Raw genomic sequence first — 15,678 nt, 5'->3', positions numbered from 1 at the left:
ACGGAGGTCGCCAAGCCTTGTCTGGACGCAGGCCCCTTGTTTGTTACGCCCTGTCAGGGTTCGTTACCAGTCGCAATGAAGCTGGCCGCGCCCTGCCGCTACTAGCCCATTGCTTGAGGCCTTCCAATTGTTCTTTAGCGGTACGCGAGAGAGGAACCAATTGAGCAGCGGCTTGAATTAAGTCGGACTCCGCCAATTCACGGCTCTCTGCAAAGGCAAGGTGCATGGCTTCGATCACCGTTTGCTCTAGCTCTGCACCGGAGTAACCATCCGTCCGGTCCACGACAGTTTCAACAGGAAGGCGAAGACCTGGGCGTCTGCGACTGATATGCAATTCCATGATGCTCTGACGTTCAGAGCGAGCTGGCATATCAAGGAGAAAAATCTCGTCGAAGCGGCCCTTTCTTAGGAGTTCAGCGGGAAGCCTTTCCACTCCATTGGCTGTAGCCACAACAAAAACGGGAGACGTTTTCTCCGCCATCCATGTCAGCACGGTGGCCAACACCCGTTGGCTGGTTCCGCCATCACTTCGGCCGTCGCTTCCAAAGCCTTTGTCAATCTCATCAATCCAAAGCACGCAAGGAGCCATCGCTTCAGCCCTTTGAATCATTTCGCGTGTTCGTGCTTCGCTCGCTCCAACGAGGCCAGCAAAAAGACGCCCCACATCCAAGCGCAGGAGTGGCATGGACCAGCTGTGGGCAATCACTCGCGCCGTCAGCGATTTACCCGTTCCCTGCGGCCCGACCAATAAAACACCACGAGGGAGGGGCAAGCCGAAGCGCCGGGCTTCATCACTGAAGGCACGATGGCGCTGTTCTAACCACTGCTTGAGAGCCTCCAGCCCACCAATATCTGCAGGGGTGGCATCGGTACGGCAGAACTCCAGCACTTCGCTGCGAGCCAGCGCGAGGCGCTTCTCCTCCAGCACGTCAGCAAGGTCCTGGCGTCCGAGCTCACCGCGCTGAGCCAGCGCCTTCGCTGCAACGTGACGAACCCGTGATTCACTTAATCCGCAGCAGGCATGGGTGAGCTCCTCAAGCACCTCGCTATTGAGAGGCGATCCTGTTGCCTTGGAAATATTGCCAAGCAAGGTCATCAATTCCTGCTCTTGCGGAAGCGGCAAGTCGAGCAGGGTGAGGGCCTCTTCTAAATCGGGTGGCGGCGTCCAGCTACCACAACCGAGCACGAGCGTATGAGGGCGGCCACGCAACAAGCTTGTGAGATTGCGAAGCATGCGGGCGATGCCCGGGTCATCGCAGAAGCGATGCACATCTTTGAGCAACAGCAGCGTGGGGCTGTTGCCATCGAGATCCTGCAACCACTGCAAAACCAGCATGGGCTGGCGCGCACCAAGTCCCTCGCTGCCAAGCACGCCGGACAGGCCACTCACAAAGTCCCATGACGCCAGTCGACGCCCAGGCAAGCGTTCGGCCGCTTGTCTCAGCAGAGATTCAACGCGCTCCTCCTCGTGGCTGCGAATCCAAATCAGAGGGGTGCCCGCACGAATCAGAAGATCGAGTTGTTGTGCCCACTGTTCAGTCACGCGTCACCTCCGACTCCTCGCCTGGGTCAGAGCGCAGGCTCAAGAGAGCCTCCCAACGCGGATCGGCAGACGGCGTCACCGAAGCTGTCTGCTCTGGGTTGACCGATTGAGGCATTCCTGAGCAACCATCACCGCAGAAATTTACAGCTGGCATTTGAAGACTCAACTGTTCAAACACCCATCGCTCTGGTTCAAAAAGGCCCCTTGGATCCAGACACTCCACAAGTCCATCCACTGAAGATGCATCCAGGCCCTCTTCCGCCATCTCCGCTTCATCTTCACGATCTCCAAGCCAGATCAACTCATTCGTTCCCGTGGACAATTCGCGGTTGAAATGCTTCAGACAGCGATCGCAACACAAACAAACGATGGTCTGAGCTGAACCGGAAACTTCAAGAATATTGCCGCGATGCTCGGCCCGAATGGTTCCGCGAACTGGGGTGAGGGAGGGCAGCTCCTCAAGTGGGCCTTCGAATTCCCACTCACGAACGGAACCAAGAGCTTGCAGCTCGCGAAGGGGAACGGGCTCAAGCCCAGGAATCATTTGTTTCCGCCTTTGGGCTCAAACGGCATGCGTCCAGACGTGGATCCGCCACCTGCGGAGGCCGCTGCAGGCTGAGAATTTTGCAGCCTTTGGTCATCAAGAATCGACTGAAGATTTTCCGGCAAAGCCTCGCGCGTGAGCAAAAACGTTTGCAGTGCCTGGAAAATATTGGCAATCACCATGTAAAGCAAAACACCGGCAGGGAGTGGGAAAAACAGGAACATCCCAGTAATCATCACTGGAGTGATCTTGTTAGCGGTGGACTGCTGCGGATTGGCAGGCATCCCCATCCCGGAGAGAAGCTGAGAAGCAAACAAACTCAGACCGAATGCGCCAATGAGAATTGCGATGTCCCAATTGATCGCACCCTCGGTGTAAAAGCCAACCTGACCTAGGGCTTTGATGAACAAGAAGCCGCTGCGAGCGGCCAAACCTGTAATTTTCCCTTCAACGGTTGCATCGCCAGTCGTGAGGGCTGTAATCGTTCCCGTCTCACTCACGCTGACAATTCCCTCTCCCTTGGTAACCGTCCAAGTTGGAAGAAACCTTTGGCCGTTATCGACGCCAGAAATCACATCGCGGAAACTTTCTCCACCACGGGTCTCGAGCTGAATCGGAACAGTCTCTCCAGCGCCGATCTTGGTACCGCCAGGAAGGCTCGCGATGATGGGAACGTGATTCGTTTCCGTAATGAAGATCGAATGACTGGCGCTGGTGAAAGGCTTGGGCTCAACAGCCGCAATCTGATCAGCGGGAAGCACTTTGAGATTGAGGGTGTAAGGCACATCCGCAAAGGGTGATCCCCTCAAAGTTGCGAACAGCGCAAACAAAATCGGCATTTGAACGAGGAGCGGCAAGCAGCCCGCCAGGGGGCTACCGAACTCCTTCATCAGCTTTCCGAGTTCGGCTTGCTGCTTTTTAGGATCGCTTGCGTAACGGGCTTTGATCTCAGCCTGGCGCTTCTGCATCACAGGCTGAGCGATGCGCATGCGTCTGGCGCTACGAATCGACCCTGCGCTGAGAGGGAACAACGCCAGGCGAATTACCACCGTGAGGGCCACGATCGCCAGGCCATAGCTCGGGACCAATCCGTAGAAAAAATCCAGGATTGGCAGCAGCAGATTGTCGGAGATGTACCCGATCACGATGGCGTTCCGAGTGATTGGTGAATGTTGTTGCCAGTGTGCAACAGCACAGGGGCTTCTGTGGCAATTCGCTTGAGGCGAACACCTAACTCAGGCAGCGAAGCCCTTGCTGTCTGCATCTTTCTCACTCGCGTTTTCACGTCGGACACGGATGCGCTCTTCGATGAAAGCCTCGAGCTCCCGGAAGCGTGGGACCGAGCGCAACTCCAGGCGTGATCCGTCTGTCAAGACAAGAACCATGTCGCCCCAGGCGCCAAAACCGCGCGACACGCTGCGGACTTCACGCACCTGGCTAAAGGCCACCTGACTGCGATCCCGTCCCATCCAGCCACCGGTCACAGAAATGCGACGACTGGTGATGTTGAAACGCAACCAGACCGCACGAACAATCGCTCCAACAGCAAAGGGCAGACCGATCAAGGTCAGCCCAAGCAAAAGATTGAAGATCAAGTCACCGCGAGCTGGACCGCCTTCGTAGAAGGTCTCTTCTTGGATGGAAGTTGGCATGGCTAATACCCTGCTTGTTGGAGCAATCTGTCGCATTCTTCCAGGACAGGAGCATCTTTGGCCTCTGCACCGGGTTTAAGGCTGATCAGAACCCAGGTATTGGAGTGCTGAAACGACTGCTCAAAATGCTCACGTAAGTGGTCGTGCAACAAGCGTCTGAGCCGATTGCGGATGACAGCCCGTTTACTGACCTTGCTACTGATCACCACAGCGCATCGGCAAACAGCCGTTTCGCCACTCTCCCCAACAGGGCGGCACTCCCAACGCAGAAGCCTCGGCATCGCCGAGGCTTTACGCAGAGTCATCAGCGATCCGTGGAAGCGCTGACCCCTGCGATGCAGATAATCGAAACAGCGATGACCCCGCAATCGCATTGACGTGGGAAGCACCATCGAAATTCTTTCAAACGTCACCCCTTCAAGGGGCTAGGCGTTGCTGATCAGGCTCAAGCAGCCAAGCGTGAACGTCCACGCTTACGACGCGTACGAATCACGCGACGGCCGGTGTGAGAACGCATGCGAACACGGAAACCCGAAACGCGTTTGCGCTTACGGCTGGTGCCACCAAAAGTTCGTTTGGTCATGGATTCACTCCGGCGCCCAGCCTTTCATCAGTAGAAGAGCTTATCAGCCAATGCTTAGTCGATACTGAAGTTCCAACTCCCTAAGTAGCCCGCCACTGGAACGTCTCCAGGCGCCTGTGCCAGAGCATTCAACTGAAACATCCCAGATTTATTGGGATTGAAGATCGTCATCGACACGGCATAGGTGTCTTCAGTGGGAATCGGAGTTTCAGGGAAAACCTCAATTGCCGTTTGGTTCTCGCTGACCTCAAAAACAGCAGGGATGACCTCTTCACAACGGCTTCTGCTGAGCATGCCGCCCTTCTTCATCTTGCAGAGCTTCAATTTGTTGGGGCGGATCTTTGCGTTGAAGTAATCAGGAATAGTGATGGTGAGTTTGAGGATCGCGGTTTTGCGATCTTTCGGCCGAAGCACCAGGAAGTATTCCGAACGCTCGCGCGTACGAGTGCTCGTTTGGACGTAGTACAACTTGCGATAATTTCTATCGCTTTCCCAGCGAAACTCCATCAAAGAGGGAGTGTTCTGAGCTTGAACTGCAACGGGTTGGAGCATCTCGACCACCGAAGCAGAAGCAACGACTCCGCAACCGATCACCCCTGCAACAACAGCGAGGCGGCGGATCGGGGTCGTGGGCAAAAAGTCCATTAATTCAGCTGGTGAAAACAATCACCGCAGTGGTTATGTCCCATGATTGTCCTAAGGACAGGCAGCGGCAAGGGGTTCGAAGGGCCGGCGTGGCATCTGTCAGTTGTGACTGGATCTATCTGGCCTGAGGCGGCTGGCTTCCCCCAGATAGACGTGGCGAAGCTCTTGATCTGCTGGCATCCAGGTGTGGGCCAGAAGACGAATGCACCTATCCAGATCGCCCTCAACAGCCATCTGCTGACAGTCGAGGAGGGCCACCCCATCCCAACCTTCGCGGCGCCTTGCAACAGCAGCCGGGAAACACGCATCCAGATCGGTCGTCACAGAGAACGTGATCGACACGATGCAGTCCGGCTTCAGAGCGTTGTGTTTCACCAGGGCGTCCATCAGTTCAGAGACCGCCTGCTCAATCGCAACAACTGTGTTGGTGCTGCAGGTGGTCGCACCACGTAAACCGCGCAAGGTCAATCCGCTCCCCATGGTCATGGCCGAAACAACCACAAAGGTTGACCGCTGAGCTCCATTTCAACCGTGACGAGCTCCTGAATTCGGGCGAGCAGATTGGACCCTGACAACCCTTGCAGCAATGGCTTTCGGGGTTTTCCAAGTGTCACCACGCGGCAGCGCTCCTCATCCAGATCAGCCAACTGTGCCGCAAGCACCCTTGCGCACTCTTCGTCACCCAGTTCATCCACGAGCCCAAGATCTTTGGCCTGCGCACCACTGAACACCCGTCCGTCAGCAAACTCGCGAACACAGCTTGGATCAAGCTTTCGTCCTTCTGCAACGGCCGCCACAAATTGCTCATAGCTGCTGTCAATCAGAGCTTGAAGCAGCTCACGTTCTTCTGAGCCAAGGGCACGATCTGGAGAAAGGATGTCTTTAAAGGCTCCACTTTTGACCGTTTCAAATTTGACCCCAACACGATCCAGCAATTTGGACAGGTTGTTGCCGCGAAGAATCACGCCGATGGAACCGGTAATCGTGCCTGGATTGGACACGATCCTGTCTGCGGCAACACCGACATAAACCCCACCAGATGCAGAAATATTTCCAAAGCTGGCAACAACATGACAGCCTTTTTCGCGCAGCCTCAGCAAGGCTGCATGGATCTCCTGGCTGTCGCCAACAGTCCCTCCAGGACTATCAATTCGCAGCAACAGTGCAGGGAATTCCCTCTCCTGAACCTCCTTTAAGGCTTTAAGGACGCGACGGCGGGTGGAGCCAGTGATCGCCCCTTCAATGGCGATCCTCGCCATCGTTCGCCGGGACTTGCGGCGCCAGGGCCAGATCATGACAGTCAATCAAACACGATTAGATCTTAAAAAGGAGCCTGTTCGCAGCACCCCATGGGATCTCTCCGCCGAGGGCTGCTGATGGTCCTGCCGTTCGTCCTCTGGGGAACGGCGATGACAGCAATGGCTCCCCTGGTCAGCACAGGAGGGCCGATTCTGGTGTCCTGCCTGAGGCTGCTCCCGGCTGGAATCGTCGTGATCGCCTTTGTTCCGCTGCTCGGGCGTTCGTTAGCGATTGATCCTGGGGATCGGGGCTGGTTTCTCCTATTCACCCTGATTGATGCCGTGCTGTTTCAGATCTGCCTGGCACGCGGACTCGAAGGCACTGGCGCCGGCCTCGGGTCAGTGTTGATTGATTCTCAGCCGTTGATGGTTGCCCTGCTCGCCCGCTGGCTTTTTGCAGAAACAATCAATCCCATCGGTTGGGTGGGATTGGTTCTTGGCCTGGTGGGAATTATCTGTCTAGGTGTTCCCCAACCGCTTCTACGGCACTGGTGGCTATTGGGTGAGGGAGTGTCGTTTCAATCGGGTTGGCAGGCTGGAACGGGCTGGATGTTGGCGGCTGCCATTGCGATGGCTGTCGGCACCGTTCTGAGTCGATTTGCCTGCCGAAATAGTGATCCTGTAGCCGTCACGGGATGGCACATGCTGCTGGGTGGACTGCCCTTGCTGGTTTGGCATGGGCTCGACGGAGCCTTCCCGCTAATACCTCCTTGGTCCGTCTCTGCTTGGACGCAAATGGCCTATGCATCTCTGATGGGGGGCGCCGTGGCCTACGCCCTATTTTTCTGGTTTGCCAGTCGTGAGGACCTGACAGGGTTCACCACACTTGGATTTCTCACACCCGTTTTTGCACTTGCTTCCGGCGGGCTGTTGTTGCAAGAACGACTCAACAACCTTCAATGGTTGGCAGTGCTTTTGGTTCTAATTTCGGTGGTATTGGTGAGCCAACGCAAACGTTTCTGGGAACCGGTTGCTCTCATAAACGAAACCCAGCAGGGCGATCTCGGAGCATGAGCATCACCCCTCTGCATTTGGTACTGGTCAGTACACCCATCGGACATTTAGGCAGTGGACGCGGTGGTGGTGTGGAACTAACGCTGACCTCGTTATTGCGCGGTCTAGCCGCAAGAGGGCATCGGATCACCCTGGTCGCCCCTAACGGATCGGTTGCGCCTGACGACTGCCCTGAACTCTCACTACACACCGCTGGGGGCAGCGATCAACCCAGCTGGCAACATGCCGCAAAAGACGCTTCCGTTCAAATTCCCTTTGATGGTGTGCTTCCACATTTGTGGGACCTTGCTTTGTCCTTGGGCGAGGACGCCGATGCAGTGATCAACTTCAGCTACGACTGGTTACCGCTCTGGCTCACTCCCCATGCGAAGTGCTCGTTATTTCATTTGGTGAGCATGGGGTCGGTCTCGCAGGCGATGGATGAAGTCATCTCTCAACTCGCGCGCTGGGACCAAAGGCGAATGTCATTCCATACCCAACGACAGGCAGGGGATTTTTCATTGCCCATGCCACCTTCAATTGTGGGGAATGGCTTTGACCTCACGCGTTATCAGTTGCAGTTGTCCCTCCATGGCCCACTCGGATGGGCCGGACGCATCGCGCCTGAAAAAGGCCTCGAAGATGCTGCAGCTGTTGCCGCTGCTCTGGGAGAAACGCTTCTGGTTTGGGGCTTGGTCGAAGATGCTGACTATGCACAATCGGTGGAAGCCGCCGTGCCTCCAGGAACCATTAATTGGCGCGGTTTTCAGCCGACACACCAACTTCAGAAAGAGCTTGGCTGCTGCCGCGCTCTCCTGAATACGCCCAAATGGAATGAGGCCTACGGCAATGTGGTGGTGGAAGCCATGGCCTGCGGTGTCCCTGTTGTGGCCTACGACCGCGGTGGTCCGGGCGAACTGATTCAAAACGGAGTCACGGGATGGCTTGTGCATCCCGATGATCTCGAGGCCCTAAAAATGGCAAGCAGCAAAGTCGATCAAATCGATCGACAAGCTTGTCGCCGTTGGGTGGAACAGAACGCCAGCCATACGGTGTTTGCACAACGCGTTGAGGCTTGGATCAGGCAGGGACTCTCTGCAAGGGATGGCACGATCGCCCCATGTCGATGATCAACGCCCCTGCCGACCCACGGATCTCGCCACGACAGCGCAGCCGAGGTCTGCTGCTGATCTTGGCGCTTGGCCTTGCGATGTGCTGCTGGCAACTGGGTTCCACTGGCCTGGTCGATGAAACCCCACCGCTCTTTGCAGCTGCCGGTCGTGCCATGGCTCGCACCGGTGACTGGTTAACCCCTCGGGTTAATGGATTGCCAAGATTCGACAAACCGCCCCTGGTGTACTGGCTTATGGGGTTGGGGTACTCGATTCCTGCCAATGAGCTCTGGGACCCACTCGGCACCTGGGCTGGGAGGCTTCCCTCAGCCCTGGCGAGTGTGGCAACCATGCTGATGCTTGGGGACACCTTGATGGTGCATCCGGCCGAAAATGACAATCACCCTCGCCGCACCGCAGTCGCAGCAGCACTGGCCTTCGCGCTCTCTCCATTAGTACAGCTCTGGAGTCGGACGGCCGTCAGTGATCCCTTACTCAGCGGCACCCTCGCTCTGAGCCTCCTCTGCCAGTGGCGTTGTTATGCCAGTGGAACGTCTCGACGATGGTGGCTCGCCTGGGTTCTGCTCGCCTCAGCCGTGCTCACGAAAGGGCCTGTGGCCGTGGTCCTCAGTGGCATGACCCTGGTGCTGTTTGCTCTGGTGCGCTGGGATCTGAAGGGCATCTCGCAATGCATCAAACCGCTTCGCGGCCTTGCACTCACCGCCTTGATCAGCCTGCCTTGGTATGTCGCAGAACTGCTGGTCGAAGGCCAGCCTTTTTGGGATAGCTTTTTTGGTTATCACAACCTGCAACGCTTCACATCGGTCGTGAACAGCCACCTCCAACCCTGGTGGTTTTTCGGGGTGATTTTGGTTGTGGCATCCCTGCCCTTCACCCCCCTATTGCTGCTTGGGCTGGGGCAAACCCTGCACCCTTCAAACCTGAAGCGTGCCTTTTCATCTGTCCAATCCAGCGCAAACTTGTCTCTTCAGAGTTTTGCCAGTTGCTGGCTTCTTTCTGTATTGCTGCTGTTCACCACCGCGGCCACGAAGCTTCCGAGCTACTGGATTCCTGCAACGCCTGCTGCTGCCATTCTCATCGCCCTTGCAGCAAGGCCTTCCGAACGAAGGAACCGACCTCCTTTGGATTGGGCCTGGGGCACAACAATCCTGCTCACGTTTGTGTTGGCAGTGGGGTTCTGGAGTTCTTCGATCTGGGTTCCTCTCATCGATGACCCCGAAATGCCAACGCTGCCAGCCGAACTGCTGGCAAGCCGCTTGGTTTTAAGAGCAGCGGTGTGCTTCTCGATCGCTGGCGTTTTGGGCCTCTGGATGATCAGGCGAAAGGCCTCTGGTCGCTTGCTAGCCGTTCAGGGACCGCTGGTGATGTTCCAGCTCATTGCTCTCATCCCGATGGTTGACCTCGGCGATCGTGTACGCCAACTTCCAATCCGTGAAGTAGCCGCCACTGTGTTGGAACATCAAGGTCCTGATGAACCTTTGGCGATGGTTGGGGTGATGAAACCCTCTTTGCACTTCTACACAGATCAGGTTGTTGTCTACGAAGGAACATCTAAGAACGCCTTTATCAATGTTGCGGATCGCTTCAGCAAGGAGAAAAGAAAGGGATGGCAAGGGTTTCCAACCAGCAAGAAAGGAGGGTCACAGACGGCGATAATTGTTATTGATTCACTGACAATGAAAAAGAAACATTGGAAGGGTCTCAATCCAGAGCCCCTCGGACAATTTGGAATTTATCAAGTTCTTCGATTCGACAGGAGGGAATTGGATAAAAGAGCTTTAAAGCTCCATTCCAGAGGGGCTCATTCAACATGGGAACGGCCTCGGGCTGAACGTTACTGACTGCTTCCGAGCGACTCTGAAAGCTTCAGTCTTCGGCAGAACCCGCAGTGGCCCCAGAGCGCCATCTCGCCTGCAGGAGCTGGGCTGTCACAGCAAGGGCATGACGCCATTCCGTGCACATCGATCCGGCTCGGATGGCGAGCCCAAACACTCTCTTCTGTCTCTAACTCTGCCGTAGGGGAAGGGTGATGTTGCTGAATCCTCAGATCGCGCACGGCATGGCCAGCGCTTCGCACTGCTGCCAAAAGTTGAGGTTTGCTGTACTGAAGAGCTTGTCGCCATTGCGGGTGACGCGCTCCCACCGTGAGGACGCCGTGGCTCAAATTCAAAGGCTTGCAGTGATCCGCCAAGGGACGCCCCGCCAATTGGGGCCAGTCCTGCCAAAGCGCAGCCAGTGATCCCTCTCGTCTCCATTTGCTCCGCAAAAACTCCAGGCACTCCTGAAGAGGTTGAACCGGCGGCGGTGGCGGCGGCACCAACACCTCTCCACGACCAAAACGGCGCCGTTGGGATCGAGGGGCTCGCCCCATAACGTCATCCAATGAAATTGGACCTTAGTGGGGATAGGTGGTCCAGCTCGCTAATCTCTGGCAGTGCTCGCAACGATTCATGGGTTTCTTCGACCGGCTCAGCCGTCTGCTGCGCGCCAACCTGAATGATCTCGTTAGCAAAGCTGAGGATCCCGTCAAGATCCTCGACCAAGCCGTCTCTGATATGCAAGACGACCTGGTCAAGCTCCGACAGGCTGTTGCCATGGCGATCGCCAGTCAAAAACGGCTCAAAAACCAGGCAGAGCAGGCCGAGTCTCAAGCCCGTACCTGGTATGAGCGCGCCGAACTTGCTCTCAAGAAAAATGAGGATGAACTAGCGCGTGAGGCCCTGACCCGTCGCAAAACCTTCCAAGAGACAGCCACATCTCTTGGCACACAAGTTCAGGCTCAAAGCGCTCAAGTTGAAACGCTCAAAAAAAGCTTGGTCGCTTTAGAGGGAAAGATTGCCGAGGCTCGAACGAAAAAAGACATGCTCAAAGCCCGGGCTCAAGCCGCCCAGGCCCAACAGCAGCTCCAGAGCGCCGTTGGCAGCATGGGAACCAATTCAGCCATGGCTGCCTTCGAGCGCATGGAAGACAAGGTTCAATCTCTCGAAGCCAGTAGCCAAGCAGCCGCTGAGCTCGCTGGTGCTGACCTCGATAGTCAGTTCGCGGCTCTGGAAGGCGGCGACGATGTAGATGATGAATTGGCAGCCTTACGAAAGCAGGTCAAAGGAGGCTCGGAGGCTGCAGCTCTCCCAGCAGCCGACTCCGAGGTGAAACCGGTCAAGGTGGAAGAGGTGGATGCCGATTTAGAAGAGCTGCGTCGATCTATCGACAAACTGTGATGAATCAGCGCCTTCAGCAGCCGAGTTCATAGGATTCATTCAGTTCAACTACCGCCCGTGTCTTCAGCTGTTTCCGACTTCACAGATGCAGCGTTCGAGCAGGAGGTATTGAAGGCGTCCACGACCGTTTTGGTTGACTTCTGGGCCCCATGGTGTGGCCCATGCCGGTTGATGGCGCCGTTGATGGACTGGGCCTCTGAGACCTATGCCGGCCGCCTTTTGGTGGGCAAGCTCGAAGTCGATGGCAACCCGATCACCCGCGATGGTTTCAAAGTTCAAGGCATTCCAACCCTGATCCTGTTCCGGAACGGCCAGGAAATTGCTCGACACGAAGGGGCCATTGCCCGCCCCCAGTTACAAGCCTTTGTGGATGCTCACCTCTAAGCGACTGGCTCGCCTTGGGAGCGGAGTTTTTGATCGGAATGATCAGCGCAAACGCTCTTACAAGCTCGGAGCAACACACCAACAGCAACCGCTGATCGACCTCTCCCTGGGATGCACCGATTTGCTTCCCCCGCCTGCTGCAGTGCAGGCCATGGGGGATCACCTCCAGGAGCCAAGGAGCGCGGCCTACTGCCTGCACGCCGCAACAGCCTCGTTTCGAGAGGCCGCAGCAGCCTGGTGCGAGCAGCGTCTGGATGTGAAGGTGGATCCTGAGCGTGAGGTCCTTCTCCTGGTTGGATCTCAAGAGGGGACCGCCCATTTCCCACTGACGGTCTTAGACCCAGGTGACCAAGCCCTCATTCTTGATCCGTCTTACCCCTCCCATCGCGGAGGGCTTGAACTAGCAGATGCTTCCATCCAGACCCTGCCCCTCACCCCAGAACAAGGTTGGGCACCGGACTTCCAAGCGATCACAGCCAGTCAGTGGGATCAACTGCGACTCTTGATGCTGGGTTTTCCCCATAACCCCACAGCCTGTGTTGGTCAACAATCCTGGCTTGACGAAGCGATGAGTCAGGCCCAACACCATGACCTGGTGGTCGCCCACGACAACCCTTATCTAGATCTAGCGCTTGAGGGAGAGGCCCCTTCCCTTCTGCGTTGTCCTCAATGGCGCGAACGCGGGATCGAGTTCTTTTCTCTCTCCAAGGGGTGGTGCCTTGGTGGCTTTCGTCTGGCATTCGCAATCGGAGCCGAACCCCTGATTACGGCCTTGAGGCAGATCAAAAGCGTGATCGATTTCAATCAATGTCAGGCGCTTCAGCAGGGCGCTGTGGTGGCCCTCTCGGATCACGCCGATTGGCCAGCCAATCTCTTGCCGATCTACCGCGAACGGCGTGATCGCACCCTTGCGGCACTGACAGGACTTGGATGGTCGGTCCCATCGCCATCGATGGCCCTTTATCTCTGGATGCCTCTTCCTGCCTGGGCCCGCGCCCAAGGATGGGGAGACGAGCAGATGGCCGCTCAGCTTCTCGAGCATTGCGGGGTTGTGGTCACACCGGGCTCCGGGTTTGGAGAGGCTGGGCGTGATTGGCTACGCCTTGCCTTAGTCCGTCCAGTCGCCGAACTTGAGGCTGCAGTTGCACGGCTGACGCCTTGGTGGCAACAGCAGTGCTGAACCATCACCAACGGGCAGGAGGAGTCATCCATCGCCTGCGCAGACAACAAGCTGATGGTTGGAGGCTGAAATGCAAACCAGTTTGTGCAAGCACTGAACTTGAACTGAGCCAATGGCTTCAGTCAGTGCCCTGGCGCGGAGAACGTCCTCGAGCTGTTCTGGCCGATCACCAAACCAAAGGACAGGGCCAGCGTGGCCGCCGCTGGGAGGCAGCCCGCGGAGGGGTCTGGATCAGCGCTGCTCTTCCCTGGGATTCGAGCAGCGGTCATGCCGACATGCTCGGCCTGATGGTGGCGCTAGCCCTAAGTGAACGCTTGGAACGGAAGGGTCTACCCGTGCGGATCAAATGGCCCAACGATCTCCTCATCGATTCCCGAAAATTGGCTGGATTGCTTCCTCGACTGGTTTTTCGTGGTGGTCGTTTACGCATGGTGCGCATTGGCGTTGGGATGAATGTGGCCAACCCGGTTCCCGTTGGGGCCATTGCCCTTCGCGACCTCTTGCCACGTGGATGCGCCCGTCGAGACGTTTGGACGGTGGAGGTATTAAGAGCCTTAGAGAGAATCCAGACCCTGGCAAACCGTCCAGAGCTTGTGCGTCGTGAGATAGAGAAGCGGCTTTGGGCCAATCAGGTTAAGGATCCTCAGAGCGGAGAGATCTGGGAGATCCAAGGATTGGCCCTGAATGGAGCGCTTCAGCTTTGCCAAGGAGCCCGGAGCGCTAGCTGGACCCGCTGGCCGGATGGCAACCATGACAATCTCTACAATCTCGCTTAAGAACCCTATTGAAACGAAGTGGTCCTGCGCTGGCTTGCTGCTCCCTTGGTGCTGACCCTTCCCTCTGCTCCTCAGAGTCCTCAAGGCCTTCCTGCGCCTCAGGCGCCCCTACTTCCTCCCGCTGAACTTCGCGTCAAGCCACCCCAGCGCTTCGATCGCTCGTTGGAGTCCCTCGAACGCAATCAAATCATCACTCCGCAAGAGCGTCGAACGCTCGAAAGAGGAGCGGTTGCCAAGCCCATCAATGTGCCGCGCTTTCAACAAGCTTGTCGAAGTGGCGCTCTCTCCAAGCGTGAATGCGCCACTGGCATTGCCTTTCGCGGGCGCTCCAATCGTGCAACGTTCAGCCAAAGACAGCGGCGTCTCGCTCCGATCTCGGTCCCCGTTTCTGCGCTTCTTGCCGGAGCCGGACATGGCTTTCGTTTGGAGTCCGTTTTCTCCGTTTCACCCAGACCTCTTGCGATCGCAGGCAATGGTGATCAGCGCTTGCTCTTCCCCATCATTGGCTCTGCCATCACCACCAGTGAATTCGGGATGCGCCAGCATCCCGTGATCGGCCGTTGGTTGATGCATGCAGGAAAAGACCTGGCTGCCCCAGAAGGAACGCCTGTCATTGCGGCACTCTCAGGCACGGTCATGAGTAGTGGACTCGCCGGGGGCTATGGCATCGCTGTGGAGTTAGAGCACAAGTCCCCCAGGCGGCGGACGCTCTATGGACATCTCTCAGAGATCTACGTGAAATCTGGACAGAAGGTCCAACAAGGTGAGGTGATCGGAAGAGTCGGAAGCACCGGCCTCAGCACGGGACCCCATCTTCATTTTGAACTGAGAACAAAGCAGGGCAACGGGTGGGTGGCAAAAGATCCTGGCGAACTGGATCTCAACCCGATCACAGCATCTGGCACTGATGCCGTATCTCTGCTTGTTGGTCAACTCATGAACAGTCTCGAGAGAGACAAAGCCTGACCTGCTTAAGAGCCGGAGGAAACACTTTCATCCCTCAAGATGAATCCAACGCCACGAACGGTATGGATTAAAGGTGGAAGATCCTTGCTTTCCACTTTTTGCCTTAAGTAGCGGATATAAACATCAAGCAAGTTATCGTCTCCGTAAAAGTCTTCACCCCAGACACCCTTCATAATCTCTGATCGTTCCAAGACTTTTCCGCTTCCACGCATCAAGAAGCAAAGCAGCTCATACTCCTTCACCGAAAGCTGAATTCTTTGCCCAGAACGATGAACATCCCTTGTTTGGGTATTGATTGTTAAACCTCCAACCGCCAAAAAAGTTAACTCGGCATCCTTCCCCTGCCCTGAGCCCGAAAAGCCTTGTGCTCTTCGCTGCATCGCTCTCAACCGAGCCATTAATTCTTCAATCGAAAAAGGTTTCACCAAATAATCATCAACACCAGCATCAAGAGCTTTAACGCGATCAGCAATATCATCGTGACCCGTCAACATTAAGATTGGAGTCGTCACTCCACTACTACGAATTCGCTGGCATATGTCCACACCGGAGAAATCGGGAAGGTTCCAATCCAGAACAATGAGCTCAGGCTCTGGGTGACTTCTGGCTTTAATTAATCCAGTGGCGCCATCAGATGCGACCTCAACGTCATACCCCTCAACGTCCAACTCCAATCGCAACAACTCCGTTAAGCGGACTTCGTCATCCACAAGCAGAATTCGAATCGTTTGATCAGAAGGTTCTGGCAACTGAGCCATTCTCA

General features: G+C 56.3%; 19 protein-coding genes. 8 read left to right on the top strand and 11 right to left on the bottom strand.

Going from position 1 to position 15,678, the window contains the following annotated elements; all coding sequences use genetic code 11:
- Positions 1-43 precede the first annotated feature (43 nt).
- The 9 genes from SynMVIR181_RS10140 to sppA form a co-directional block, all read right to left on the bottom strand.
- Positions 44-1,543, bottom strand: coding sequence for an AAA family ATPase (locus SynMVIR181_RS10140; protein ID WP_186589155.1), 1,500 nt, complete (start codon positions 1,541-1,543; stop codon positions 44-46).
- Positions 1,536-2,087 carry a DUF177 domain-containing protein gene (locus SynMVIR181_RS10135; protein ID WP_186589154.1) on the bottom strand — a complete coding sequence of 184 codons (552 nt, stop codon included), beginning with the start codon at positions 2,085-2,087 and terminating at the stop codon, positions 1,536-1,538. The genes SynMVIR181_RS10140 and SynMVIR181_RS10135 overlap by 8 nt, the downstream gene beginning before the upstream one ends.
- A complete protein-coding gene (yidC, locus tag SynMVIR181_RS10130; RefSeq protein ID WP_186589153.1) occupies positions 2,084-3,232 on the bottom strand; it encodes a membrane protein insertase YidC in 1,149 nt (382 codons plus the stop codon). Before yidC ends, SynMVIR181_RS10135 begins: the two co-directional genes overlap by 4 nt.
- Positions 3,233-3,322: 90 nt before the next feature.
- Positions 3,323-3,739: a PH domain-containing protein gene (locus SynMVIR181_RS10125; protein ID WP_186589152.1), complete on the bottom strand. Its 417-nt coding sequence runs from the start codon at positions 3,737-3,739 to the stop codon at positions 3,323-3,325.
- Positions 3,740-3,741: 2 nt separating this feature from the next.
- A complete protein-coding gene (locus SynMVIR181_RS10120; protein ID WP_186590620.1) occupies positions 3,742-4,131 on the bottom strand; it encodes a ribonuclease P protein component in 390 nt (129 codons plus the stop codon).
- A gap of 53 nt (positions 4,132-4,184) precedes the next feature.
- Positions 4,185-4,322, bottom strand: a complete 138-nt coding sequence (rpmH, locus tag SynMVIR181_RS10115) for a 50S ribosomal protein L34 (protein WP_011620012.1) — start codon at positions 4,320-4,322, stop codon at positions 4,185-4,187.
- A 54-nt stretch (positions 4,323-4,376) separates the two neighbouring features.
- On the bottom strand, positions 4,377-4,967 hold the full coding sequence (locus tag SynMVIR181_RS10110) for a DUF2808 domain-containing protein (RefSeq protein WP_255444256.1): 591 nt from the start codon (positions 4,965-4,967) through the stop codon (positions 4,377-4,379).
- Positions 4,968-5,066: 99 nt separating this feature from the next.
- A complete protein-coding gene (gene aroH, locus SynMVIR181_RS10105; protein ID WP_370593846.1) occupies positions 5,067-5,453 on the bottom strand; it encodes a chorismate mutase in 387 nt (128 codons plus the stop codon).
- Entirely contained in the window at positions 5,450-6,262 is an 813-nt protein-coding gene (gene sppA, locus SynMVIR181_RS10100) for a signal peptide peptidase SppA (RefSeq protein WP_186523667.1), read from the bottom strand. Before sppA ends, aroH begins: the two co-directional genes overlap by 4 nt.
- Before the next feature lie 54 nt (positions 6,263-6,316).
- Here sppA and SynMVIR181_RS10095 point away from each other — a divergent pair, with 54 nt between their 5' ends.
- From SynMVIR181_RS10095 to SynMVIR181_RS10085, 3 genes are read left to right on the top strand one after another with little or no spacing between them, the layout of a single operon-like run.
- A complete protein-coding gene (locus SynMVIR181_RS10095; protein WP_186589151.1) occupies positions 6,317-7,279 on the top strand; it encodes a DMT family transporter in 963 nt (320 codons plus the stop codon).
- Positions 7,276-8,388, top strand: coding sequence for a glycosyltransferase (locus tag SynMVIR181_RS10090; protein WP_186589150.1), 1,113 nt, complete (start codon positions 7,276-7,278; stop codon positions 8,386-8,388). The genes SynMVIR181_RS10095 and SynMVIR181_RS10090 overlap by 4 nt, the downstream gene beginning before the upstream one ends.
- Complete coding sequence (locus tag SynMVIR181_RS10085) at positions 8,379-10,232, top strand: glycosyltransferase family 39 protein (protein ID WP_186589149.1); 1,854 nt, start codon at positions 8,379-8,381, stop codon at positions 10,230-10,232. Before SynMVIR181_RS10090 ends, SynMVIR181_RS10085 begins: the two co-directional genes overlap by 10 nt.
- On the opposite strand, the gene SynMVIR181_RS10080 is transcribed toward SynMVIR181_RS10085, so the two are convergent.
- Positions 10,226-10,762, bottom strand: coding sequence for a DUF721 domain-containing protein (locus tag SynMVIR181_RS10080; RefSeq protein WP_186590618.1), 537 nt, complete (start codon positions 10,760-10,762; stop codon positions 10,226-10,228). The two genes, SynMVIR181_RS10085 and SynMVIR181_RS10080, sit on opposite strands and share 7 nt — an antisense overlap.
- 79 nt (positions 10,763-10,841) lie before the next feature.
- Between SynMVIR181_RS10080 and SynMVIR181_RS10075 the strand changes: the two genes are divergently transcribed.
- Genes SynMVIR181_RS10075 through SynMVIR181_RS10055 form a run of 5 tightly spaced genes read left to right on the top strand, consistent with a single transcriptional unit; the run spans position 10,842 to position 14,915 of the window.
- A complete protein-coding gene (locus SynMVIR181_RS10075; RefSeq protein ID WP_186523671.1) occupies positions 10,842-11,609 on the top strand; it encodes a PspA/IM30 family protein in 768 nt (255 codons plus the stop codon).
- A 57-nt stretch (positions 11,610-11,666) separates the two neighbouring features.
- Complete coding sequence (gene trxA, locus SynMVIR181_RS10070) at positions 11,667-11,993, top strand: thioredoxin (protein WP_186523672.1); 327 nt, start codon at positions 11,667-11,669, stop codon at positions 11,991-11,993.
- Entirely contained in the window at positions 11,980-13,173 is a 1,194-nt protein-coding gene (locus tag SynMVIR181_RS10065) for an aminotransferase class I/II-fold pyridoxal phosphate-dependent enzyme (RefSeq protein ID WP_186589148.1), read from the top strand. Before trxA ends, SynMVIR181_RS10065 begins: the two co-directional genes overlap by 14 nt.
- Positions 13,152-13,949, top strand: coding sequence for a biotin--[acetyl-CoA-carboxylase] ligase (locus tag SynMVIR181_RS10060; protein WP_186589147.1), 798 nt, complete (start codon positions 13,152-13,154; stop codon positions 13,947-13,949). The genes SynMVIR181_RS10065 and SynMVIR181_RS10060 overlap by 22 nt, the downstream gene beginning before the upstream one ends.
- Before the next feature lie 18 nt (positions 13,950-13,967).
- The gene (locus SynMVIR181_RS10055) at positions 13,968-14,915 is read left to right on the top strand and encodes a M23 family metallopeptidase (RefSeq protein WP_186589146.1); all 948 of its coding nucleotides are present in this window, start codon (positions 13,968-13,970) and stop codon (positions 14,913-14,915) included.
- A gap of 5 nt (positions 14,916-14,920) precedes the next feature.
- On the opposite strand, the gene SynMVIR181_RS10050 is transcribed toward SynMVIR181_RS10055, so the two are convergent.
- Positions 14,921-15,673, bottom strand: a complete 753-nt coding sequence (locus tag SynMVIR181_RS10050; protein ID WP_186589145.1) for a response regulator transcription factor — start codon at positions 15,671-15,673, stop codon at positions 14,921-14,923.
- Positions 15,674-15,678: the final 5 nt, after the last annotated feature.

The organism is Synechococcus sp. MVIR-18-1 (assembly GCF_014279835.1).
In the GTDB taxonomy this organism is placed as follows: domain Bacteria; phylum Cyanobacteriota; class Cyanobacteriia; order PCC-6307; family Cyanobiaceae; genus Synechococcus_C.
This window is presented reverse-complemented; position numbering and strand designations above follow the sequence as displayed.